The organism is Mesorhizobium sp. WSM3224, from assembly GCF_000427725.1.
Taxonomy (GTDB): domain Bacteria; phylum Pseudomonadota; class Alphaproteobacteria; order Rhizobiales; family Rhizobiaceae; genus Mesorhizobium.
In genome coordinates this window covers 41,708-65,595 of the sequence record NZ_ATYO01000016.1, presented here as the reverse complement: position 1 = coordinate 65,595, position 23,888 = coordinate 41,708, and the positions used below count along the sequence as shown (strand labels likewise).

Sequence of the window (23,888 nt, the reverse complement as noted above, 5' to 3'; positions counted from 1 at the left end):
GATATCTCCTTTGGTTATTTGATTGCGCCATCGGTTAAACCGCGAACAAACGCGCGCTGTGCTATTAGAAACGTTAGAATGAGCGGAGATACAATGATCACCGCCGCAGCCATAAGCGGCCCATAATCGGTGCCCGCCTCTACATTGGCGAAAGCCATCATTCCGAGCGGTGGGGGCATTAGTTGCTCTGAACTTACTGCGATACTTGGCCAGAACAAATCGTTCCAGCGACTGACGATTGTTAATATCGATAGAGCGGCGACTGCAGGCGAAGCCATCGGTAGTAAGATTCGCCATATGATGGACAGGTCGGAAAGCCCATCTAAGCGCGCGGCATGAATAACGTCCTCAGGAACAGATTTGAAACATTGCCGCAAAAGAAATATGGCGAATGGCGAAACGATAAACGGTAATATAAGGCCGAAGTAGGAATCGAGCAGTCCAACCTTGTAAGCAATAATAAACAATGGCAGTGCGAGAACTTGATGCGGGATCAATAGGCTTATGAGCACTAGGCCAAAAAGAAAATCGCGCCCCATGAAATCCAGCTTTGCGAGGGCGTACGCCGCTGGCGCCGAAATCACAATCTGGAGCACGACGATGGAGAAACATACGATCACCCCGTTCACCATGTAAGTCAGTAATGGTGCGGAGGACAGCGCAGCTGAATAGTTGTCAACCGCGCCCCAATGCGTCGGCAACAGCGAAAACGAGCTCTGGAAAATCTCGCTTGCTGGTTTCATAGATAGACTTACCATCCAAACGAACGGGAGTAAAATAAACGCGCTTGTTACAAGAAGGAAGACATGCCGGACTGCAGCTGCAGGTTTGGAACAGGGTCGATAGGTCATGTATAATGAATCCTCCGCTCAAATAGACGGGCTTGAAAAAGCGTCAGTCCGACGATTATTACGAGAAAGACTACCGTTATCGCTGCGCCGTATCCGGTATTGAGATACCTAAAACTCTCGCGATACAAGGAGTAGAGCAGCATGTCGGACGATCGACCGGGGCCGCCTTGTGTTAGTATCTGAACTGTATCAAAGGCTTCGAAGGCCCGCACGGCAACGGTAATCAAGATGAACATTGAAACCGGCCCAAGCAACGGCAGCGTGACGGTCGTCAGCCGATCGAACCAGCTATCGGCACCATCGATTTCCGCCGCATCATAGAGCTCCTGGGGGATAGCTTTCAGACCTGCGAGAAAGAGGATCATAGCAAAACCGAGATTTTGCCATATCCCAATTGCGGCCAGCACGGGCAGGACAGTTCGCTCGTCCCTCAGCCAGTTCTCAGTCGGCAGATGGAGTGCCGTTAATATCTGATTTATCAGCCCGATTGTCGGATGGAGAAGTGCCTCCCAGGCAAGAGCCATAGCCGCTAAGGTTGCCATAAATGGAAGAAAGTGAATTGCTCGGTAAAAGGTGCGCAAGCTGCTGCCGGCCTCGATTGCGATAGCAATTGTCAGGCCGATGAAAAAAGTACTAGGAACAACGATCAGCACGTAGCTTAATGTATTCCAAAGAGAGGTTCTAAAATCGTGATCAAAAAACAACGATAAAAAATTTTGACCTCCAATAAATGATAGATCGTCAGCGCCAAACTGCCAATTCGTCATGGAAATGAAGACGACGCTCGCCGCCGGCAACAGAAAAAGGGCTAGCAACAACAACGCCGCAGGAAGAGAAAGGAGATAACCGGCCCAGGAAATCGGTTTTCGAACTTGTTCAATCTGGAAGCGTAGGATCACTTTCCGCAGCGCGATCACTATGCACTCCTGCGGTTCGCGCTGATCGCGGTCGGAATTCTCACGCGGGCTCCAGCCTGGTCGAAAACCAAAACCGCGTTTGGGGAGAATTTGAGATGCAGGGCTTCACCATGACGAATGCGCGTGGCGCGGTGCGGTGGCATTCGAGCGACTATCCGATCGGACGCGCCGTCGACATCCAGGTAAACATAAAGGTCCGAGCCAAGATGCTCCGTAAACTTCACGCGCCCGTTGATTGTGTTCGGGCCGGGGCGGTCATTAACGGACAGAAAGGCCTCGGGGCGAATACCGAGCGTCAGATGAGTGCCAACATCACCCGCGTCAATAGAAATCGACGTACCCGCAACATGGACTTTGCCGCGAACTCGAACTGTCCCATCGAGCATGTTTATCTTGGGAGAGCCGATAAATTCTGCGACGCGGCGATCGAAGGGGTCGTCGTAGATTTGAGCGGGGGTGGCGATTTGCAGAATTTCGCCGTCAAACATTATGGCAATGCGGTCTGCCATGGTCATAGCTTCCGTCTGATCGTGCGTCACATAGACAAACGTCGCTCCAAGTCTGCGATGCATGTCCTTTATTTCCGTCCGCATCTGCATACGTAGTTTTGCATCCAGATTCGAGAGGGGCTCGTCCATCAGGAAGACGGTCGGCTGGCGGACCATGGCGCGTGCGAGCGCGACACGTTGACGTTGTCCGCCGGAGAGCTGTCCAGGCTTTCGTGACAGCTGCTTTTCGATTCCGACTGAGTGTGCAACGGAGCGAACCTCACCTTCAATTTGCCGGGTGACTGCCTTGGAACCAGGAAAAAAGTGCCCAAATACCGGTATTCGTTGCCAAACGGTGTGCCAGCGCATCCTCAAGGGAAGTGCAATGTTCTCGGAAACGGTCATGTGCGGGTAAAGCGCATATGACTGAAACACCATTGCAACATCGCGTCTCTTAGGACGTAGCGCGTCGATCATGCGCCCACCGATCGCGATGCAACCGCTATCTTGCATTTCCAAGCCGGCGATGATGCGCAGTAACGTTGACTTCCCGCATCCGGAAGGACCTAAAAGGGTTAAAAACTCTCCAGGCGAGGCACTGACCGAGACTCCCTTCAGTATCGTCGTATCCCCGAATCGCTTCGAAACGTTTTCGATATCCAACTGAGACATTGTTCATCCGTGGGTAGCTAGCTTTTCGTTCTAGACTGCTACTACCATTTAATATATGAAATGGATGTGACAGTGAACAACCACCGGATTTTGTGGGACTTGGAATGCTCGAAACGACTGGACATTTGTGGCAGCAGATCGAAGCGACATTGACGAATGAGATTGAGCGGGGCGTTTTGCCGGCGAACGCGCGGCTTCCCTCAAGTGTTGAGCTCGCCGCGCGCTTTGGCGTCAATCGCCACACGGTTTTGCGAGCGCTCACCGATTTGCAGGCAAAGGGGCTGGTTAGAATTGAACGTGGCCGTGGCGCCTATGCAGTTGTAAATTCCATGGAGTTCAATCTTGGGCCTCAACGATGGTTCGAGGAAAACCTCAGTGACAACAAGCGCAGACCATTGCGAACGGTGATCGCTGTCGCGGAGCTTCCCGCTCCCGCGGAGATCGCCGCGGCCCTGCAGATCGAACCAGATGCTTCGCTTGCAAGGGTGACGCTCCTTGGCGAAGGAAGTGGAGTACCCCTTACCTATGGCTACCATTACTTTCCGTTGGAAAGGTTGCGTGGAATTGCCGATGCCTTTCGGTCGTTTGGCAATTCCCCGACAGAATCCTTGTCTTTCACCACGATCTTTCGATCGGTCGGCGTGCAAGAGTTCAGAAGGCGCACTATCAGAGTTCGCTCGACCGCACCTGCTCCTGACCAAGCGCATTTCCTCGGCATCTCGCCGAGCATGCCCGTCCTTAGGACGGAGATCACTAACGTAGACCAAGACGGTGTGCCGATCGTCCACGCTTTCACTTTCTTTGCGAGCGATCGAATTGAACTTCGGATGGACTTATAAACACGATAGGGGGTGATGAGATGCAATGCCGCGTCAACCTGCGAGCCAAGCTGGCGGGCGGCCGGCTTCTGCACATTATGGCGACCCACAGCCCTCTTTCGGCGATCCTTGCCGAGGAAGCCGGGTTCGATGGCATCTGGGCTTCTGGTTTCGAGCTTTCGGCGCTTTACGGCCTGGCGGACATGAGCCTGATATCGATGACTCAACATCTCGACATGCTGCGGGCGATCGCGGGTCGTTCCTTACTGCCAATCGTAGCTGATATCGATACGGGGTATGGCAATGCAATTAACGTCATCCATTCCGTTTCCGAATACGAGCGGGCCGGCGCCAGCGCTATCGTTATCGAAGACAAGACTTTTCCGAAGGTCACGAGCCTGGTTGCAGGCGGGCGGCAAGAATTGCTGCGTGTTGAAGAATTCCAAGGCAAGATCGAGGCCGCTGTCGCCACAAGGCAGGACCCGGATTTCCTCGTCATCGCCCGGACCGAAGCTCTGATTGCTGGGCTTGGCGAAAGAGAGGCCCTGAGCCGGGCTCACGCCTATGTGAACGCCGGAGCGGATATGATCCTGATTCATTCCAAAAGAAAGGATCCATCCGAAATCGAGAGCTTTTCCCGGGCATGGAAAAGATCGGTGCCGCTGGTGATCGTGCCGAACACCTATCCGGATTTCGACGCGGAGCGCGTCAGGGCGCTTGGCAATATCCGCATGATGATCTACGGAAATTATGGCATCCGGGCTGCCGCGACCGCGATGAAGGAGATCTTCCGGCGGATCATAGCCGACGGCGGCGTCCAGAACGTTCACAGAGACATCCTCCCGGTCGAAGATATCTTCCGGCTCCAGGACATGGAAAAGACGAAGGAAGCAGAACAGCGCTTCCTGAGATAGCGCGGGAGTTGAGATTTCGCGGAAACATTGAGGGGTCTTTCAAAGCCAGCTGTTCGCTTAAGCGACGGCTTTCAGACCACGTGGGTTCTCTGATCGCGGTTGCACGTCGCCTTTACTCACGCGCACGTAGTCGATCGGCACTTATTGCCTTCAGCGTACGATAGTTCGCCTCGTAAAGCTTTGCTTTTCATAATCCTCTTTCATTGCGACGCACGTACTACTACCAACTCGTCACTTTCTTTGCACCGCCTGATGTGCGAGCGGCGATGTGCGGGTACCCACATCGCGGTCCATCGCTCGCTAGACTAAGGTACCACCCCATGGCATTGGCAGTTCGTCGAGGTCGACGAGTGCCCCCGCAGCGGCATTCATTGCGTCAATCACCCCGGGAGCGGGATTACTCGGGCCGCAGTTTGTCCGCACCCCCCTGCGCAGGTTGATGATGGCTCAACGCCGAATGAGCGGTATTGTCGCCCGGCTTGTGACATCGGGGCATATTCGGTTTTTTGTGACCGTGCTGGCAAAGTCATGAATATACCCCCTCTGCAGGAGGATGGCCGAGGCAAAGATCGCGGAAACCGTTATTGCTACGTACATCGCCCGATTGGGCGACGGAACGCGCACCGAAGCGAGATGGGCAATGCTCAGAAGGATGAACACCACATTGACGATTGAGACAAATAGCACTGGGTGAAATAAGGGCTGGGCGAGAACGAGGGCCGCCAACAACGGAATGTCGTAGGACAGCGGCACCCCGGTGAAGCGCCCGTCTTCAGATTTGCCGAAGTTCGCGAAATAGCTCAACCGGATCGCACCAGCGAGAAGAAGTGAGGTTGAGGTGAACAGGGACAGTAACGAGACACTGCTCAGTTGCAGGACAAATACGGCGGGAAGAACCGCTCCATAGATGATGTCGGCAAAGCTATCGAGGCTCTTGCCCACCTTCGCCGTATCCGGATGCCGGTTCGGCGCGCGACCGGCCACGACTCCGTCCAAGTGGTCCGCAAGGACAGCCCACAACGCTACCGCGACTGCCAACTCAACCTGGCCCTTCAGCGCGAGATACAATGACACCGACGAGCACAACAAACCGGCTGTGGTGATTGCGTTTGCAAGATCAGCAAGATAGCGGAGCATTGTCCATCCTCCCAGCGCGAGCTGCTATTACGCCATGTCGCGGGCGGTGATGAACATCGCTTCCGCGATGCGCAGATCCGCTTCGTTATCGATTTCGTACCATTTGAGACCGTCACATCTGGCAGCCGCGATCTGCAGCCCTTCTTGCCGCACGAGGTTCGAGAGGATTTCTTCGATGTATGATTTGACGGCGCCGGTGGCGATGACGGCGTTGAGATACGGAACGATCGTCCGGCGCAGATCTTCCCCGGAAAAGCGGATCAGGTTCATCATTTTGAAGAGAACGGGCGAACCATCGTTGAGATTCGCTGCCGTCTGCTTCATCCGTATCTCGGCAATATAGCCATTGTTCGTCAGGACAACCGCGGAACCTTCCATAACTGTGCTGAACGGAGCGACGGCCGCGACATTGTCCGCATTGCTCAGTGTCAGGGAGCGGAGCGCATCTGGTTCGAAAAACACGTCGCCTTCGAGCAGATAAATATCCCCCGCCAAAAGCGCATCGCGCGCCAGCCACAGCGAGTAGGCGCTGCCCGTCCGATCGAAGACGTCGGATTCAACATAATCGATGTCGAGATCGCCGAAGCGCCGCCCGCAGGAATATCGGATCGCGTCTTTTCGATAACCGACGACGATCGTTACCTCCCGCACGCCGACAGCCTCGAGGTTCTGCAATGCGTTGTGCAAGATGGGCGTGGTATTGACTTCAACCAGCGGCTTCGGCCGCAAATCGGTGAGCGGACGTAGACGCGAGCCAAACCCGGCGGCAAGAATGACCGCCTTTCTCGGAGCAATTGCAGTCATGGGTCTCGATCCTCTGTGGTTGATGCGACGAGTTCTTCAGTTCCAGGCATTAAGAACCCGGACTACCCGTTCGAGCCCCGCCTGGAGTAGCTCCGGCGGAATTCCATATGAGAACCGGAGGCCGTTGGGATCGCCGAATGCCGTGCCCGACACTCCGGCTACGCCGGCCTGTGATAGGAGTACGGATACGATGTCGTCGGACGTCTCGGCATGACCGTTCTCGAGTGTCGGCCGCAAAACGCCGGAGAGATCGAGGTAGAAATAAAATCCACCCTGTGCCTCAGGTATCGGCACGCACCGCAGTTGGGAGAGGGCAGCAAGCCCCGCTTGCCGCGCCGCCGTCAGTTGCTCCCTGAGCTGGGCTTCAAAGGCGCCGTCGCCCTCAAGGAGGTGGTGCAACACAGCGTGCTGGGCGATGACATTCGGGTTCGATGTCGTGTGCGACTGCAGCGCCCTGACAGCCAAGATCAGTTCCTTCGGCGCCGCGAGGTACCCGACGCGCCAGCCGGTGAGGGCCAGGCTCTTGGAAAAGGAATTGACGATCACCGTCCGGGCCCGAACCTCCGGGACCAGCGACACGAGCGGATGATGCCGATGACAATCATAGGTGAAGGGCTCGTAGCATTCATCGAAGATGATCCAAAGGTCCCGCTCCACCGCCAACCGACCGATGCCCATAAGGGTCTCTGCGTCACAGACGGCCCCGCTGGGGTTGCCGGGCGTGTTGACGACGATGGCCCGGGTGAGCGGCGTGATGACGCGTTGGATATCGTCGATCCGTGGGACATAGCCGTTTTCTCGCGTGTCGATATGGACAGGCGTGCCGCCGGCGATCTGGATCTGCGCCGGGAATGTCGTCCAGTAGGGTGCGGGAATGATGACCTGGTCGCCGGGATTGATCAGCGTCATGGCCACATTGAAGAGAGCCTGCTTGGCGCCACTCGTCACAGCGATCTCTTCGGCCGGCCAGGTCTGCCCGGTCTCGGCTGATACCTTCCGCGCCAGCGCTTCGCGCAACCCCATCAAACCGATCGTGTCGGTATAGCGGTTCAGCCCTTGTCGAATGGCCTCAATCGCTCCATCTCGGATGGTCGGTGCCAGATCGCTCCAGATCTCGCCGGCTGTGAGATCAACAATCTCCATCCCTGCATCGGCAGCGGCTTTCGCTGCGGCGCGGGCGGCTGCGGTTCCCGACGATTTGAACAAGTGTGTCCGTTGCGCCAGCATGCGCGTCTCCATCCAACTATTTCGAGAGACCGTTTGCCGCTACTATCCCTTGCCGTTCTCGGCCCGCGGAAGGTATTTCTCTTCTGCCGCTAAGAGTTCGCCGTAATTCATCAGCTCGAACAGCTCATCGAGCGTTGCGATTTCGTCTTCGATACCGGCGATGCTCTCTTCCTGCATGATGCGGGCGCACACCTGGCGCATCGCTGAGATCGCGGCGCGCATGTTATGGTTGGCCCAGATGACCGTGGAAATGCCGGCCGCCCGGTAGTCGGCCACGGGCGTGCGGTAGTATTTGGTCGGTACGATCATGACCGGCAGCTTGTTTTTCCATTCTTTGGTGAAAGCGAGGATTTCGTCCGGAACGCCCTTACGGGAATGGATAAGGATCGCGTCGGCGCCGGCTCTCGCATATGCGTGCGCCCGCACCAGCGCCTCATCGAGACCGCGGCCAGCGATCAAGGCTTCAATGCGGGCGACCAAGACGAAATCGGGACCGGTGGTGTCCTTGACTGCCTTAAGGCGACCGGCGAATTCGTCGATATCAGCCAGCGGCTGCTTGTCGCCAACGAACGAGTTCATTTTCGGGAAACCCTTGTCCTCCAGGCAGATGCCGGAGGCTCCACGCTGCTTCAACTTCCTCGCGATGATGCGGGCATTGTTGAAGTTGCCGAAGCCGCCGTCGCCGTCTACGAGGACGGGAACGTTCGTGGCTTCGACTATTCGCTCGACGACATCGCCGACTTGCGTCCAGCTTGCCTCATTGGCATCGCGGTAGCCGAGCGCAGAGGAGATCGAAAGACCTGACGCCCAAAGTGCCTTGAAGCCTGCCCGCGAGGCGATAGCGGCCGAAAGGCCGTCATGCGCTTCCATTAAAAATGTCAGATCATTGGAAATAATGAGCTCGCGAAGGGTCGTCGATGATGTCGTCACCGGCAAGACTTCGGCGCTCATCGGAAATGAAATCGCCTTGTTCATTGTCATGCGTCCTTAACAACATCATGTCCGATGGCCTCGCCAGGTGCGAGCGCACTTTGGGAGGTGGTGGACTTGCCGACTCCGCCTGCCCATTCGAGTGCCATCTGATGCAGATCTGACATGTCGTTTGGTTCCTTTGTTTCATCCGTCGCTGCTAACCGCGCCATCAATGCCGGTCGATAGTTGCTGCCGCCATCCAACGAAGGGAACAAAACTCGTGCCAATTTGGCTGGTCGAGCTGAAGAACGGACTTTGTGATTGCCTCTCAGCTATTTAGCCGGGGAAAAAAAGAGCTGCTAAAAACAAAGGATGTGTCACGGACCCCACAAAGTCGACAGAATGCGTATCTAGGAAACGGCCGAACTGACAAAACGTCCGTCCGGACGCTCGAGATCATCGACCTGCACGATTTCCGTGCGTCATCCTGCATGATGCGTTCCGGACAGTTCTCCGGGAAGCCGAGATGTCGCCTGGGTCTCGGTCAGATGCTCGACCTGAACTGCGGCCGTTTCGACGCCTTCAATACTGATGCCCTCGCGAGATACGATGGCAAGTCTGCCGCCATTCGTCATGCCCTGTGGAAGACGAAACGGACCCTTCCGCCGCCTCGTGCTGCAGCCTAATCCAAGGTCCAACACCCGAAGCCTTCCAGCGACGCGTTCTTGCCAGGGCGCCTGCGCGGATGGGCAACCTGGGGGCGTTTAGCTGGCACGCTCGATCCCGACCTTGCCCTGTCCTCTGGAGAGCCGATGGATAACAAAAGGTGCGCACGTCCTGTTTAATGAGGCGACGAGAAAACAGCCAAAAGGTGGTATGGCGCTCGTCGCCTATCTGCAACTCCTTTGTCCCAAAGAAGCCATGAAGGCGTCGTCCGACGAGAAAGGCCAAGCCTTCGCGCAGGCATCCCTTGCAACAAGCATGAAACAGACCGGTCCAAAAGTCACCGCTTTACAACGTGCGCTACCAGATTTGCTATTGCCTCATGTCGACTGACTGAATGGGCAACAACAAATCTGAGATAAGCTTCGGCCAGCTCTGGGTCGAGACCTGCGCTAAGAGCGAGGTCCCGCAAACGCGTGGTCTGCGCGGTCTCACGCGTCTTGTCTTGGGGCAAGTATCCATATTGGGCTTTGAGGAAGCCGACCTCCTCCGTACAGCGAAATCGCTCAGCGAGCATGTGGATGATCGCGGCATCGATATTGTCGATTGTGTTCCGATGCTCTGCCAAGCGAACTTCCTGCTTAAGATCTTTCTTCATCCATTCTCCTGAGCTGACAGCAAAAAGCCATGGATAACCCTGCGCGAGAACTCGGGCTTTCAGCAGATTTCCCACCGCCATCGCCGCCGGATTCTGGCAATGACGAACGTCCGCTGCGGCACTAGCTCGATCCCGCGTGTTCAGCCAGGCGCAACGTCTATTGTCGGTGACGATACCCTCGCAATCTGTCCATATCCTGTCGGAACGCGCAATCGGAATATGTCTGCGCGCGAGCTTCCGGAGGCGGGTTTGAGGCTGCACAACTTGTGTGCGCAGCCGCTGCGATTAGCGGGGGGACTCTTCATCCATTGTCCAAACCGAAGGCACTCACGGCTATCAGCGAGAGGGCCGCAATAGCCTTTGTCTCTAGGTCATGAAAGGGCGCGGTTCCGAAATGAGGTCTGGTCGGTGCTACCTGTAATGAAATACCGGCCACCGGTATCGGCCCCGACCGCCGCGGCCACATCAGGCCACGACGGGCTCGAAATTTCATGCCGAATTGGATCGGCGCTGCGAACATGAGCCCGTATCGATGCTAATGACGAATTTCATTGCGCCTATCGCCGGGAGCTGGAATTTCGAGCTGGCGATCCTCTGCCTAAGACATCGCCCACCGTTATTCTTGTGCGATTCGGTCATCGAGCCTCTCCCTGACTCTGATCGCACGTTTGCGCACTCGGTCGCTTCAATCGCCAGAAACGCGGCAAGCCCCTTCGTCGCCTGCCGGTAGGGGCATCATGCCTCCCAGTCGCACGTCAGACCAAGCAGTTTAGCTATGCCCAAGACAACAGCCCCGAAAGCAATTAGATGCCTGAACGCGGTTCACGCCTCGCCCGGCGTCGGGTTCACTTACGGCGGTTTTTCCGCGCGTTGTCTCCATGACGGACGGCAGCGGCACGACGCAGTACACCTGTGCTCCCTTCAACCAGGGGCGCTCCAACTGTAGCAGGAAGGCGGCCCGCTTGCCAGCAGCGTCGGGAGGAGCGTTCAACAAGACCGGTTATTTAATGATCTCAATCCATGGTCGCCGGCTTGTTCGGCTGCACGACTATCCCGCTTTCGTTGGGCTGTTCTGGGCTCCCGTCATTCGTCACGATTGATGAGCTGGAGCGGCGCTTTTCCGACCAGTCCGCGACTCCAATGAGAAGCCATCCAGAAGATACGCGACTACCAGCTGGGTGTCGTCCAGGCGCAGTAGATCCCTCACCTCAGTCGAGGTCAGGTTCATCCCGAAATCTCAAGCTATTTTGGAACTTTGCAGTCGGGTCGTCGGAATCCCATCATCGGCTGATATCGCCAGCCACCGGGCCGGAACCGGCCGGATGGGCATTGACGTAGATGGCGTACAGCGAGGTCTGCGCGGTGATGTAGAGGCGGTTGCGCTTGGGACCGCCGAAACAAACATTCGAGACGAGCTCAGGAACCAGCACTCGGCCGATCAGTGCCCCGTCGGGCGCGTAAACCCGCACTGAATCCGCGCTCGATGCCCAGATGTTGCCGTCGCGATCGACACGAAAACCATCGAACATGCCGGCCGCGCATTCGGCAAAGACGCCGCGCGCCCGCACCGAGGAGCCACTATCGGCGAGTTCATACGCATGGATCGCGCACGGCAGGCCCGGCACATGGCTGGCGCCGGTGTCCGAGACATAGAGGATTGTCTCGTCTGGTGAGAAGGCGAGGCCGTTCGGCTGCACCCTGTCAGTGATGATAGTGCTCACCTCACCGGAGGCTTCGTCGAACCGGTACACGTGGGAGCCGTCGACCTCCGACCTGGCGATCTTGCCCTCATAATGGCTTTCGATGCCGTAGGTCGGGTCGCTAAACCAGACCGTGCCGTCGGACTTGACCACCACATCGTTGGGTGAGTTGAACCGCTTGCCACCAATGTTTTCGACAAGGGCCTGCCAGCCCCCGTCATGCTCGAGCCGGGAGATGCGGCGCCCGCCATGCTCACAGGCGACGACGCGACCTTCACGATCGAGCGCGTGGCCATTGTGGTTGTTACACGGCGTCTCGAAGACACCGACCGAACCGTCGGTTTCGTCGTAGCGCAGCAATCGGTCGTTAGGGATGTCCGACCACAGCAAATGCTTTGCCGAGGGAACGTAGACGGGACCTTCCGCCCAGCGGCTCCCGGTCCATAGCCGTTCGAGCTTGGCGTGTCCGATGATCAGCTTGCCGAAACGGTCGTCCAGGATCTCGTAGTCATTCATGCTGTCATTCCGAATTCGCGGCACCAAAGCTTCATCTGTCCGTGTGGCAGCGGACATCATTTTGAGACGAACGAACCCTTCCGCCACTCGTTTACTGCAGCCTGATCCAAGGTCCAACACCCGAAGGCTTCCTTGCCAGGACGCTCCTCCTATGTGGTCCGATGGAACCGCGGACACCACTCGACGACGAACAAGCGGCGATCCTTGCGACCACGCATCGATCTGTGGCGCACTGATCGACCATCTCAACCAAAGATCTTCAGTCGCCGGCGCGAGAGGGCCCGTCACATCTAACCCCATTACAGAGTCAGCACGATGCCCGAAAGCCGTCCGAGTTCAACGAGGCGATCGAGCAGATCTGGCGCGCTGGCGAAATCATCAGAACTAAGGACGTCGATTGAGGCCTCATCGACGCGTGTCCCGAATAAAATCAGGCATTTTTCCTCGTCGAAGCGTCGCGATGTCCAAATCATGCCGTCAAGCGCCGGATCGGCATCGTGGATCGCTTGTGCCCAGGCCCTGGTCGAGAGGTATGACGAGGGCGGGGTATCGATCAAAGACTGGCGCGTGATGCCCCATTTGTTGAGATCGGGTTCGAAGAGGCGCGCCAGCTTCAAGTCGCGGTCGATCGCGATGCGCGAGCCAGTGAGTTCCCCGACCTTGCTCATTGGGACGGTCTTGAAGGCTGCGGAAGGGTCGATATCGTGGAAAACCGACTCATAGGCGGCGCATCCGAAAGCAGTCGCGGCATACATTGTGGGAACCTGTTGGCCCGCACTCGTGAAGGGAGCGAACCTTGAGGAGCCGAAGCCAGGATTGAACTCGTGCGCACGCCGGCCTTTGGAGTGCACACGATGCAACTCTGTCCCGGCGGGAAGCATAACGACGTTGCAATCCGGGGATGGGAGCGGGGCCGGGACGAAGGTCAATCCGCCGCTTCCTCCCCCAGCTTACGCGCGGCATCGACGATCAAGGCCACCCGGTCGAGATTTTCTGAAGGAACTTTTCCGTCTAACCACGGGTTCGACGAAACGAACCAGAAGGCGATCTGCCATCGACTCATTTGTGGCAGAGCCCGCAGCACCTGCGCGACCGCGGGGTCAGGCTTGCCCTCCCTGAACTGGAAGGCAGGAAACAATTCGCGGCCCCCCAACTGCACGGAGAATACCTTCTTCTCTACCTTCCATCTTGATCCTGTCGCGCTCTTGTTGCGGGCGCTATGGCCCGCAAGTTCAGCCAAGTCGGCGCTCGTGAAGCAAGGGATGTTTTCCACGAAGCTCACGCGCGCCCGGGCATTGTCAGCCTCGATCTTCGAGCGGACTGCCGACATCGGATCGTTGGCGGGAAGCATGGCTTCCACCAAGAGTTCCATGTTTCGCTCTGACAGCTCGGTTCTCTTTGTGGCAACGATCACGCTAAGTGGCTCGAGCAACCGCATGGCAGCGGGATCCAGGTTTCCGGTATGCGCCACGCCGTCGAAGACATCTCGCACAGCCTTTCTCACTATGGCCTTGAATTTAGCAGTGTTGAACTTCCGGCTTCGGAGTACTTTCTTCCCAGCAATGTCTTTCTGTCCCGACGCACCATGCGGGCCCAGCCTTTCCATCAGCGTGTCCGCCATCAGCCGTTCGACGTCGGCCTCCTTGAACATGTTCGACAGTGCATTCGGCATTGGAATCTCCAATAGGTGAGATCAGTGATGATCCACGCAACTTACTTATATCACGTACTGGCATTCTTCAACAGGAGGCTGGCGATGACCATTCCAGCGCAACCTCACTAGACCGGCCGCGGGGACCGGAGCGCTTACGCCACGGGGTATGATCGACGGCACAAGGCACTCAATAAGTCTGCCGTGCATTCCACATTTCGGTTGAGGGCTGGTGTACGTGTGCGGCCTTTTTCCAATCAGTCCATCTGCGTTGGTAGAGAGCCCGTTTCTAAAAAAGGCTATAAAAACCGATCCATTGTCGGCCGCGCAACGCCGAATGTCGGACAGTTGCGCGAGGCTCAGCAGCAATCATTGACCGGTGCAATTCATCGCAGCCCTTCAACGAGGGCCGGCCGTCGACTTTTAATGCAAGCCTTCAGGACCCTATCTCCACGTTGCGACCGAGTTGCAAACGTCCCCATGCGCGATACGGTGCGGACATCATCGTGATGCGCAGCCGGCCAGTCACCTGATCCCTTGTAGCCAATTTGCCATTTCTGTGACTGAGAGGGGCCTTCACCGTCGTTACCGTCAGCGTTTCGTCGGACAACCCATAGCAGTGCGCGTGGATCAGCAGCGAGTGAACCTCGCCCATTCTATGAAATAGGAGCAACCGCCAGCTTAGACGCGGACATCAGGCGCCTTCTCAAAGCCGGCAACCAGAGTCTTGTTAATCACGCCGCTGTCGAGTTTACCAATGCGGCGGTGCCGAGCCAGGCGGTATTGTCGCTCGTGGAACGCAATGACCGTACCACAACAAAAACCGAGAAAAAGAATTTCCGACCGAACTCAAACATGAAATCATCTTTCTCTATAGATTTTGTATAATTACCTAGTCTGATCCTGTCTCGAGAAAGCAGCCCGCATTCAACAGAGAAGGGCCGGACCATGACCACCGCCGCAATTGTCGGATTTTCCGGCAGCTACAACGCTCGCTCCCGCACCCGCATTCTGGTCGAAGAGATCGTCAGGCGAACCGCGCTCCGATATGACAAGACCTCCGAAGTCCTAGACATCGGCCAGTTCATTCCTAATCTGGGCGCCGCAGTCCGTCTTTCCGACCTCAATCAGACCGCAAGGAGGCTCGTTGACCGCCTGCTTCAAGCCGACGCATTGGTTGTCGCCAGTCCGGTCTACAAAGGCAGTTACACCGGGCTCTTCAAGCACCTGATCGATCTGCTGGAGCCGACTGCGTTCAGTGGCAAGCCAGTCCTGCTCGCCGCGACCGGCGGCGGCGATCGCCATGCGCTGGTGATCGAGCATCAGTTGCGGCCACTCTTCGGTTTCTTCGAGGCGCGAACGCTTGCGACCGGGATCTATGCCTCGGAGCGGGATTTTGCCGATCCGACATCCATTTCCCCTGCCTTGGCAGAGCGACTCGATCGCGCGATCGAACAGTTCGCGCCTTATCTCGAACCGCGGATTCCAAATGAATTGTCCATGCAGGCCAGTGTGCTCCGAGCGAACGGTGCGACGAGCCAAGCGCATGGGCGCTCCTTGAGCCGAGTTCCTCTCGCCAGCTTGGAGTGAGGAATGGTTCACGCCCCCTCGAAGGCTGGAGAACCTCAGATTTCTCCCATCCAGCAGTTCACTTAACGACGGAGACCATCATGACCAAGCCAGTTCTCGTTGACGCTTCGATCCCGGAAACCGACGTCGCCCCGCTTACAATGCGTGTTGGTGCGGAAATTCGCAACGTCCGCCTCTCCGGCGATCTGCCGCACCCGGTTGTGGCCGGCATCAACGACCTCCTGCTGCGCCACAAGGTGGTGTTCTTCCGCGACCAGGGCCACCTCGACGATGCCGAACAGGAGCGCTTTGCTCGCCGGCTCGGCGAGCTGGTGCCACATCCAACGCAAGGTCCCGTGGCCGGGACGGCCTCGATCCTCGAACTCGATTCGAGCCGCGGCGGCGGGCGAGCTGACCAGTGGCACACCGACGTCACGTTCGTCGATGCCTACCCAAAGTTCTCGGTTCTGCGCGGCGTCGTCATTCCGCCGGCGGGTGGCGACACGATCTGGGCCAACACCACCGCTGCCTATGAGAGCCTGCTGACGGCGCTAAAACTCCTCGCCGACAATCTTTGGGCGCTGCACTCCAATGCATACGACTACGCCGCCGTTCGACCGCGAGCGAGCAATGCGGAGAAAAAGCATTTCGAAGAGGTGTTCACCTCGACGATCTACGAAACCGAGCACCCGGTCGTGCGGGTTCATCCCGAAACTGGCGAACGCACCCTGCTTCTCGGCAACTTCGTGCAGCGCTTTGTTGGCCTCTCCAAGAACGAATCCCAAAAACTTTACGAGCTGTTCCAATCCTACGTCACGGCACCCGAAAACACCGTCCGCTGGCATTGGCGGGCCGGAGACGTGGCGATCTGGGACAACCGCGCCACCCAGCACTACGCCGTCAACGACTATGGAGACCGCCATCGGGTTGTCCGCCGCGCGACCGTCGATGGCGACGTGCCAGTTGGCATCGATGGACGTCGTAGCGCCACCAGGACCAAGATAGCCAAACCGGCGACGGCGAAAGCGGCCTGAATCCAGCCCATTTTCCTCGAGTCAGCCATATCCCTCAAGTCAGCAATGAGAGGAACCGAGATGTCCAGAAAGATCAGACTTGGCGCATTCCTGCCCGGCGGCGGACAGCATATCGCCGCTTGGCGTCATCCCGACGCGCCGGCCGACGGCGCGACAAATTTCGAGTTCCACAAGCAGCTCGCGCTGACCGCCGAGCGCGGCCTGTTCGACGCCTATTTCCTCGCCGACAATCTGACCGTCGGCCTAGGCGCGCGAGAAGGCGGCAACGCCAAGATCGCCGGCTTCGAGCCGGTGACGCTGTTTGCGGCACTGGCGCCACTGACCACGCATCTCGGCTTCATCGCCACGGCATCCACCACCTATGAGGAGCCCTATACGCTGGCCCGCAAGTTCGCCTCGCTCGACCTCTTGTCGAATGGTCGGGCCGGCTGGAATGTGGTGACCTCGGCCGGCGACGAGACCGCCAAGAATTTCAACCGCGACAAGCAGCCTGATCACGCCGATCGTTATGCAAGGGCGCACGAGCATGTCGAGACGGTCAAGGCGCTGTGGGACAGCTGGGAGGATGACGCCTTCATCCGCGACAAGCAGTCGGGCCGCTTCTACGACAAGGATAAACTGCACGACATCGACCACAAGGGCGCACATTTCAGCGTCAAGGGCCCGCTCAACGTGCCACGCCCGGTGCAGGGCCACCCGGTGGTCGTGCAGGCTGGCCAGTCAGAGGACGGCCGTGGGCTTGCCGCGCATTCGGCCGAGGTGATCTTCACCGCCCATCAGAAGCTTGAGACGGCGCAGGAATTCTATCGCGACATCAAGACGCGCGTCGCTGCCGCTGGCCGCGACCCCGACCAGGTGCTGATCATGCCGGGCGTCGCGCCCTTCGTCGGCCGCACCAAGGAAGAGGCTCAGGCCAAGTACCAGCAGCTCAACGATTTGATCCTGCCCGAGGATGGCGTCGCCCTGCTCAACGGCCTCGCCGGCCAGACCCTCGACATCAGAGGCTATCCGCTCGACGGACCGCTGCCGCCGAGTGAGGAAACCGAGGGCATGAAGAGCCGTCAGGCGCTGATCCGCCAGATCGCCGACGAGCACAAGTTTAACATCCGCCAGCTCTACCAATGGGTCGCGACAGCGCGTGGCCACCATACGGTGATCGGCAGCGCCACGGACGTCGCTGACCAACTGGAAGAGTGGTTCACCAGCGAGGCCGCCGACGGCTTCAACATCCTGCCGCCCTGGCTGCCCGGCGGGCTCGACGATTTCGTCGACCTGGTCATCCCGGAGCTGCAGCGACGCGGCCTGTTCCGCACCGCTTACGAAGGCAGGACCTTGCGCGAAAACCTCGGCCTTAGGCGGCCGGTGAACCCGTGGACCGCGACCCGCGCCGTCCGTTCCAGCGTGCTGGCCGCAGAGTAATCCACCACAGGAGGACGTTGTCATGAGCCTAGAGGCGATTGGGCGAGGGGTCATTGTCGGCCACGACAGTGACGGCTCGCGATCGGGCGCAGATGTCCTGCGCCGGGGCGCAAAGGCGCTAATCTGGTTCCTTTCGCGGTACGGTCTGCTGCTCGGGTTTCTTATCCTCTGGCAGGCAGCCAGCCGCGCGCGATGGCTGAACCCGGCCGTGTTTCCGCCACCAGACCTGATCCTTGCCGCACTGTGGAACGGCCTTTCCAGCGGCGCCTTGTTCGGTGATATCGCCATCAGCCTGCAACGCGCCGGTCTTGCCTTTGTCGCGGCCGTCGCCATCGCCATCCCCCTTGGCCTGTTCATGGGCCAGATACGGCCGGTCGAGCGGCTTCTCGATCCAATCCTTCAGCTCTTCCGGCAGACCTCGGCCCTTGCCCTCTACCCCGTCTTCATCCTGCTTCTGGGACTTGGTGAAGCCTCCAAGATTTTCGTCATCTTCTGGGCCACTCTCTTCCCGCTGCTCCTGAACACGATCAGCGGCGTCAAGGAACTTGATCCCAAGCTCATCGAGATGGCGCGTGTGTATGGCGCCGCAAGGCTCACCATCTTTCGCCGCGTGGTGCTGCCGGGAACCGTGCCTTCGATTTTCGTGGGGCTTCGGCTCTCGGCGACCACGGCACTGCTTCTTCTGATCGCCTCAGAGATGATCGGCGCCAACAGCGGCATCGGCTTCCAAGTGATGAATGCCCAATACAACTTCCAGATCCCGCTGATGTTCGCCGCGATCTTTATCCTGGCCGGGCTCGGGCTCGTATCCAACTACGCGCTCGTCCTACTCGAACGACGGCTCTGCCGCTGGAACGGCGCCGCCACCTGAACGTCCCCCGAACCGCACCGCTTCTCAATCAAGCCAACCCGCGAGGAACGACCATGAACGCTTTTTTCCAATACCTCGGCCTCAGCGGCATTGCCGCCGGTCTCTCGTTTGCCCTGATTGGCTTGGCTTCCGCGCAGGCTACTGATCCGGTGACGCTGCGCTATCTTGCCGGCCAGGGAAACATCTCCCCCCATGAGCTTGCCGAGGCACTCGGCTATTTCAAGAACACTCGCATCCAGCTCCAGAACGTCGGCTACGCGCCAGGAGGCCCGGCCTCGCTGTTCGCACTTGCTTCGGGAAGCGTGGATATCGGCTCGGCCGCGACTTCAGCCGTCATCAATTCGATCGCCAGCGGCAACGACTTCGTGGCCGCCTATCCGACCAATGGCATCAACCAACAGGTTCAGAGCGTTTTTTATGTACTGGACGACAGCCCGGTGCACTCGATTGCCGACATTTCCGGCAAGACGATCGCCGTCAATACGCTCGGCGCCCATCTCGACTATACCGTGCGCGAGGCGCTGCACGGCGCAGGGCTTGCCGAAAATGCCGCCAAGCTCGTGGTTGTTCCAGGGCCGCAGCTCGAACAGACCTTGCGCTCCCATCAGGTCGACATAGCCGCCGTCGGCTATTGGCAGGCGACGTTCAAGGGCGCCCTGCTCGCCAACGGCGGCGTGCGTGCGATATTCGGCGATTCCGATGTGCTCGGCGACATAGCGGGCGGCTTTGCCGTGCTGCGCCGCGATTTCGTCGGGGCGCATCCCGAAGCCGCGCGACAGTTCATCGAACAGTCGGCGCGCGCCGCCGATTGGGCGCGCGAGCATCCCGATGAGGCGCGTGCCGTCTTGGCCAAGATCCTTAATGAGCGTGGCGAGAACGGCGATCTCGCAAAATACTGGACGGGCTTCGGCCTGCGCCAAGGCGCGCGCGCGACGGATCGCGACATCGATTTCTGGACCGGCGTGCTGGAGCGCGACGGAGCCCTGCCCAAGGGGAAGTTCAGCGCCCGGAACATCCTGTTCCACCCGGACGTCGCGAGCTCGAACTGACGGTCATGAATGCGATGGAACCCCCCCGAGGCGGACGCGTCGTCATACGCGACCTTTCCAAGTCCTTTGCCATTAACGGGCGCGTGCTGCCCGTCCTGAGGGGCCTGCATCTCGACATCAGTCCCGGCGAATGCCTGGTCATTGTTGGCGCCAGCGGATCAGGCAAGACCACCTTGCTGCGCGTGCTCGCCGGATTGGAAAGCGCTGACAGCGGCAAGGTCCTGGTAGACGGCGAGCCCATCGGCGGGGTCGGAACGGAGCGCGCGGTGATCTTTCAGGAGCCGCGCCTGCTCCCTTGGCTCAACGTGCTGGGCAACGTCGCCTTCGGTCTGGAAGTACGCGGCGCATCCCGGGCTCAAGCCCGGGAGCACGCCCGCGAGTACATCGATCTGGTCGGCCTCGGCGAGTTCGCCGACGCTTACCCCAGGCAGATTTCCGGTGGCATGGCGCAGCGTGTCGGCATCGCCCGCGCCTTAACCGTGCAGCCTGAGATCCTGCTCCTTGACGAGCCGCTCGGCGCGCTCGACGCCATGACCAAACTCATCATGCAAGAGGAACTTACCCGTATCTGGCGTGAAGAGGGCGTCACCATGATCATGGTCACCCACGATCTGGAGGAGGCGGTCTATCTTGCGGATCGAGTACTGGTCCTGCCTAGGGAAAAGAGCGGCGCCGTGCGGCTGATCGACATCGATCTGCCACGCCCTCGCGACCGCAGCGAAAACCGCTTTGTCCGCTACCGCGAGGAGCTTCTGCGTGAGTTCGGTCTGAACTGAAGGCGAGAACAGAAGAGGGACCGGTGAATCCTATGCCCTGCTTGTACAGCCGCCCTCTTTCTATCCGGCTGATATCGGGACAAGAGGCGGCTCTCGAGCTGCTGGCGGCGCGGGCTAGGAAATCCACCGACGTGTTCTGCCTGTTGGTAAAAGCTGGCCCAAAACGTGGGCGATCGGCTCGGGACCTCCAACACGCCGCCGAGAAGTGGCCGCAAAGCGATGATCGGCGCCGATGCAATCGCAGCCGGCAAACCAAAAGCCCGGATAAGCGGGCGTAAGGTCGCATGTAGCTTCAGGCTCGAGACCCCGTTCCGCACGTGGCGTTCACGGTCAAGGTGGAGCTGATATTTGTCCTGCGGAAGGAGGTATGCATCACCAAACGTGCGTCGCTTGTTCCGGATCGTGCGGGCAATTTGTGGTGACCAAGGAAGTAGTCGCATCTTGGTCTGACTGCTGCCCCATGACGCGTTCACGCCGGCCGTTACGATTCGGACCGCCCTGCTGTACCGTGCCGTCGGCGGCGTTCGAGCCTCGCGATGCCGTCTTGCCCGGACGGCTTCCTTTACTGACAAGGGTGCAGCAGAATCCTGTTCAATCGGGGGAGAAAGAGGGTGGACGTCATCGACAAGCATGAGCCCTACGCAATCATGACCATTTGACACAAACGCGTCGTCCGACTGAGATTATCCTGGCGAATGCATAGTGCGTTCGCCAGGCTATCCGAGACGATCATGAGCAAATACAGAGACCATCGTAAGCAGCATCACCGTCGAGGTGATGACGAGCTCGCTTTTTCAGAACGTGCATCCGAGCCAAGCTATTTCCAGCGGCCGCAATCGGCGATCATGGGTCCCATGGCCGCCGAAGTGAAGTGGTTCGACGCCACCAAAGGATTTGGTTTCGTCAAACTCGCGGACGGCGCCGACGCCTATCTGCATATCCGAGTTTTAGAGGCAGCACGAGCCCACAGTGTCTCGGAGGGCGCGCGCCTCAAAGTCACCGTCGAAGAAGGGCCAAAGGGTCGTCAGGTCGGGCAAATCCTGGAGATCGGGGAGGAGCTCGCGAAAGCATCGGCACACACGCAAAAACCTGTCCCCGAACCGCATGAACACATCGCGAGCGCGGGCACGGTCAAGTGGTACAACCCTGAAAAGGGCTTCGGCTTCATTGCGCCTGAAAGCGGCGAGAAGGACGTCTTCGTTCACGTGTCCGCACTGGCCCGCTCTGGGCTCACCGTGTTGGTAGAGGGGCAAAAGGTGCTTGTCGAGTGCGGGCGAGGCAAGAAAGGCCTGGAAGTCCAGAGCATTCGCCTCGCATCAGACTCCAACAGCTGAGCTATGACGTCCCTCGAGCCAAGAACAGCCCGCTGCCAGAGGAGCGGCAGCGGGCCAAATCGAAGACAGCGCGGGAGGAGGTGCGCTGCATTCAACGCCGGCTCCGCATCCGGGAGGAGTAGATGGCCGGCAGCGCGACCATACCCACAGCTCGGCATATTGCAATGCACAAAATACATACCGCAACTGCGCAGGCTCGTTCAGATTCCCACTCCACGAGAAAAGCCGCGTGACATCAAGGGAGATCGCATCCCCGTATGTGGTGTAGCTCGGCGGCAGCAAAAGCTGCTCGCGAGCGCGCCCTCATCGGCGCCTTCCGAATAGGTCTAACTTAGACAACAAGCCATTGACCGCCACAGGCGATCACCCCGCCGGCAAAAATCGCCGCCGGCGCCAAGAATGTTCAGGCTAATTCGGAGGCCTATTGGCGACGACCTCTCGCATGTCGAGGACGCGACGGGTCGCGGCGGAAAACACCAAGGCCGATGGTCATCTCGGTCGCTGCTAGTTCGCACAGGAAATGACGCGGCCGTGGGCCACAGCTTCCGCCGCATCTCGGCCTTGCTCAGATATTTTAGTTGGCTCTTCCTCTGCTATGACGAACGCCCGCGCCAAGGCCAGATAGATCCGGCTTCCGAACGCGTACGCGGCTCAGTCCCGGCTGTTTTAGCATCCATCCGCTTTGTCGACCTCTGCCTTCAGAATGGCCGCGGGAGCTTCCGCGTCGCGCCTCGGCAGCAAGCGGAGCCATGCTGAGCACACCAAGCGCCGGTCCGCGCGGGATCCTTGAAGGCTGTAGTCGGGCAAAATGCCACGACCCGTTTCACGGGTGGGCGGCGCCCCCGGTCGGCCGTTCCGTCAGTTCAACGTCAGGTAAGACGAATATAAGCGGCCAATCGGCGCGTAGTCGAATTCCTGAGGGCCGGCGGCAATGTCGCCTCACATCGGAGTTGAACCGTGAGAAACGTTGACGACCGGGGAAAGCTGCCCATTTCTAAATCTGATGCCAGCGAGACGGAGGGCGTTGGCGGCTCTCGCGCTCAGGCTCCCAAGGCCGGCGAACAGGAACAATTGTTCGATTCGGCCGTAGATCGGATGCGCTCTGACTCTCAGGGTTCCGGCGCTTCTTCTTCCCCTATTCCCCCCCGCGCCAGCGGGGGCCCGCCGGATCGGATCGCCGGTCCTCGCGGTGGCGCAAATCGGCTCCTTGGCGCTGCGATGCAAGGCGCCGTTGGTGGGAATCGCCGTCGCTTCCGCCCCGGGCCGGGAACTAGCTCATCGCCTTCTGATGAAAATCTCTGGCCGGACGACTTTGAAAGCTCGAGAACCAGCGCGCACCCGGAGGTAGAATTCGAGCCCGGCCGCGGTGGCCGGCCGGGAAGGTGGCGTGATCATGATGGTTCTGAGCAATTCCAAGGCTCAGGCTCGCAGCGACCTTTTGGAGGTCAGGGCGGCGGACAAAATCGCGACGCGGGCTCACGTTCGGACGGCGTTTCGTGGCGCGCCGGTCGAACAGCTGGGGGCTTGGAAAGGGGCGCGCTCCCGCCCGATAGGTTGGCCGCATCCGAGCCGAGTGGAAGAGCAGGATGGCGCGCTGGCGACGTGCCTGCGCAACCACCTCGGCGTGAAAACCTGAACTGGCCTAATGAACCTTACCGTGGCTCAGCAACTCAGGAAGCAAGGCCGTCGCGTTCTGATGCCGAACGCTGGCGCGCCGATCCAAGGCTCGAAGGCATGCAAGCAGGCACGATCCCGCCGCGTGCGCAAACCGTGCCCGACTGGCGTGGCGCAGCAGGACGACCTCATATCGGCGATGCATCCACGTCGACCCAGCGTGAAAACGTACAACAGTCTCATAGACCGTACGGCGGTGCAGCAAATCAACCAACCGGCCTATCGCGTTCTCAG

At 58.9% G+C, this 23,888-nt stretch carries 21 protein-coding genes; 10 read left to right on the top strand and 11 right to left on the bottom strand.

Annotated elements, in window-relative coordinates; genetic code table 11:
- Nucleotides 1-14 precede the first annotated feature (14 nt).
- The 3 genes from YU3_RS0122240 to YU3_RS0122230 are packed head-to-tail and all read right to left on the bottom strand — an operon-like array spanning nt 15 to nt 2,928.
- On the bottom strand, nt 15-851 hold the full coding sequence (locus YU3_RS0122240; protein ID WP_027168310.1) for a carbohydrate ABC transporter permease: 837 nt from the start codon (nt 849-851) through the stop codon (nt 15-17).
- A complete protein-coding gene (locus tag YU3_RS0122235; RefSeq protein WP_348631181.1) occupies nt 848-1,768 on the bottom strand; it encodes a sugar ABC transporter permease in 921 nt (306 codons plus the stop codon). The genes YU3_RS0122240 and YU3_RS0122235 overlap by 4 nt, the downstream gene beginning before the upstream one ends.
- On the bottom strand, nt 1,768-2,928 hold the full coding sequence (locus YU3_RS0122230; RefSeq protein WP_027168308.1) for an ABC transporter ATP-binding protein: 1,161 nt from the start codon (nt 2,926-2,928) through the stop codon (nt 1,768-1,770). Before YU3_RS0122230 ends, YU3_RS0122235 begins: the two co-directional genes overlap by 1 nt.
- Before the next feature lie 104 nt (nt 2,929-3,032).
- Between YU3_RS0122230 and phnF the strand changes: the two genes are divergently transcribed.
- Both phnF and YU3_RS0122220 read left to right on the top strand, forming a co-directional pair.
- Complete coding sequence (phnF, locus tag YU3_RS0122225) at nt 3,033-3,767, top strand: phosphonate metabolism transcriptional regulator PhnF (RefSeq protein WP_027168307.1); 735 nt, start codon at nt 3,033-3,035, stop codon at nt 3,765-3,767.
- A gap of 20 nt (nt 3,768-3,787) precedes the next feature.
- Nucleotides 3,788-4,660, top strand: a complete 873-nt coding sequence (locus tag YU3_RS0122220; protein ID WP_051334035.1) for an isocitrate lyase/phosphoenolpyruvate mutase family protein — start codon at nt 3,788-3,790, stop codon at nt 4,658-4,660.
- Between the two features lie 447 nt (nt 4,661-5,107).
- Here YU3_RS0122220 and YU3_RS37150 read toward each other — a convergent pair whose 3' ends face one another.
- The 8 genes from YU3_RS37150 to YU3_RS38740 form a co-directional block, all read right to left on the bottom strand.
- Complete coding sequence (locus tag YU3_RS37150; protein ID WP_084508212.1) at nt 5,108-5,797, bottom strand: CDP-alcohol phosphatidyltransferase family protein; 690 nt, start codon at nt 5,795-5,797, stop codon at nt 5,108-5,110.
- Between the two features lie 27 nt (nt 5,798-5,824).
- Nucleotides 5,825-6,601 carry a phosphocholine cytidylyltransferase family protein gene (locus YU3_RS0122210; protein ID WP_027168305.1) on the bottom strand — a complete coding sequence of 259 codons (777 nt, stop codon included), beginning with the start codon at nt 6,599-6,601 and terminating at the stop codon, nt 5,825-5,827.
- Nucleotides 6,602-6,637: 36 nt separating this feature from the next.
- Complete coding sequence (locus YU3_RS0122205; RefSeq protein ID WP_027168304.1) at nt 6,638-7,828, bottom strand: aminotransferase class I/II-fold pyridoxal phosphate-dependent enzyme; 1,191 nt, start codon at nt 7,826-7,828, stop codon at nt 6,638-6,640.
- 42 nt (nt 7,829-7,870) lie between these two features.
- A complete protein-coding gene (gene aepX / locus YU3_RS0122200; RefSeq protein ID WP_051334043.1) occupies nt 7,871-8,779 on the bottom strand; it encodes a phosphoenolpyruvate mutase in 909 nt (302 codons plus the stop codon).
- Between the two features lie 964 nt (nt 8,780-9,743).
- A complete protein-coding gene (locus YU3_RS39520) occupies nt 9,744-10,061 on the bottom strand; it encodes a chorismate mutase (RefSeq protein ID WP_027168302.1) in 318 nt (105 codons plus the stop codon).
- 1,280 nt (nt 10,062-11,341) lie between these two features.
- Complete coding sequence (locus YU3_RS0122190) at nt 11,342-12,277, bottom strand: SMP-30/gluconolactonase/LRE family protein (protein WP_027168301.1); 936 nt, start codon at nt 12,275-12,277, stop codon at nt 11,342-11,344.
- A 299-nt stretch (nt 12,278-12,576) separates the two neighbouring features.
- Nucleotides 12,577-13,158, bottom strand: coding sequence for an RES family NAD+ phosphorylase (locus YU3_RS0122185; protein WP_051334034.1), 582 nt, complete (start codon nt 13,156-13,158; stop codon nt 12,577-12,579).
- A gap of 44 nt (nt 13,159-13,202) precedes the next feature.
- Nucleotides 13,203-13,949 (bottom strand): hypothetical protein, encoded by a 747-nt coding sequence (locus YU3_RS38740; RefSeq protein ID WP_051334033.1) that lies wholly within the window; start codon nt 13,947-13,949, stop codon nt 13,203-13,205.
- A 927-nt stretch (nt 13,950-14,876) separates the two neighbouring features.
- On the opposite strand from YU3_RS38740, the gene msuE reads away from it, so the two are divergent.
- The 8 genes from msuE (at nt 14,877) to YU3_RS0122135 (ending at nt 23,616) form a co-directional block, all read left to right on the top strand.
- Nucleotides 14,877-15,518, top strand: coding sequence for an FMN reductase (gene msuE / locus YU3_RS37130; protein WP_051334032.1), 642 nt, complete (start codon nt 14,877-14,879; stop codon nt 15,516-15,518).
- Nucleotides 15,519-15,598: 80 nt separating this feature from the next.
- Nucleotides 15,599-16,531, top strand: coding sequence for a TauD/TfdA family dioxygenase (locus YU3_RS0122165; protein ID WP_027168298.1), 933 nt, complete (start codon nt 15,599-15,601; stop codon nt 16,529-16,531).
- Nucleotides 16,532-16,591: 60 nt separating this feature from the next.
- Entirely contained in the window at nt 16,592-17,950 is a 1,359-nt protein-coding gene (locus YU3_RS0122160; RefSeq protein WP_027168297.1) for an LLM class flavin-dependent oxidoreductase, read from the top strand.
- 22 nt (nt 17,951-17,972) lie between these two features.
- Complete coding sequence (locus YU3_RS0122155; RefSeq protein WP_027168296.1) at nt 17,973-18,821, top strand: ABC transporter permease; 849 nt, start codon at nt 17,973-17,975, stop codon at nt 18,819-18,821.
- Nucleotides 18,822-18,874: 53 nt separating this feature from the next.
- A complete protein-coding gene (locus tag YU3_RS0122150) occupies nt 18,875-19,870 on the top strand; it encodes an ABC transporter substrate-binding protein (protein WP_084508210.1) in 996 nt (331 codons plus the stop codon).
- A gap of 5 nt (nt 19,871-19,875) precedes the next feature.
- Entirely contained in the window at nt 19,876-20,646 is a 771-nt protein-coding gene (locus tag YU3_RS0122145) for an ABC transporter ATP-binding protein (protein WP_027168294.1), read from the top strand.
- A gap of 731 nt (nt 20,647-21,377) precedes the next feature.
- Nucleotides 21,378-21,980 (top strand): cold-shock protein, encoded by a 603-nt coding sequence (locus YU3_RS42160; protein ID WP_084508230.1) that lies wholly within the window; start codon nt 21,378-21,380, stop codon nt 21,978-21,980.
- A gap of 1,393 nt (nt 21,981-23,373) precedes the next feature.
- Nucleotides 23,374-23,616 carry a hypothetical protein gene (locus tag YU3_RS0122135; protein WP_210163530.1) on the top strand — a complete coding sequence of 81 codons (243 nt, stop codon included), beginning with the start codon at nt 23,374-23,376 and terminating at the stop codon, nt 23,614-23,616.
- Nucleotides 23,617-23,888: the final 272 nt, after the last annotated feature.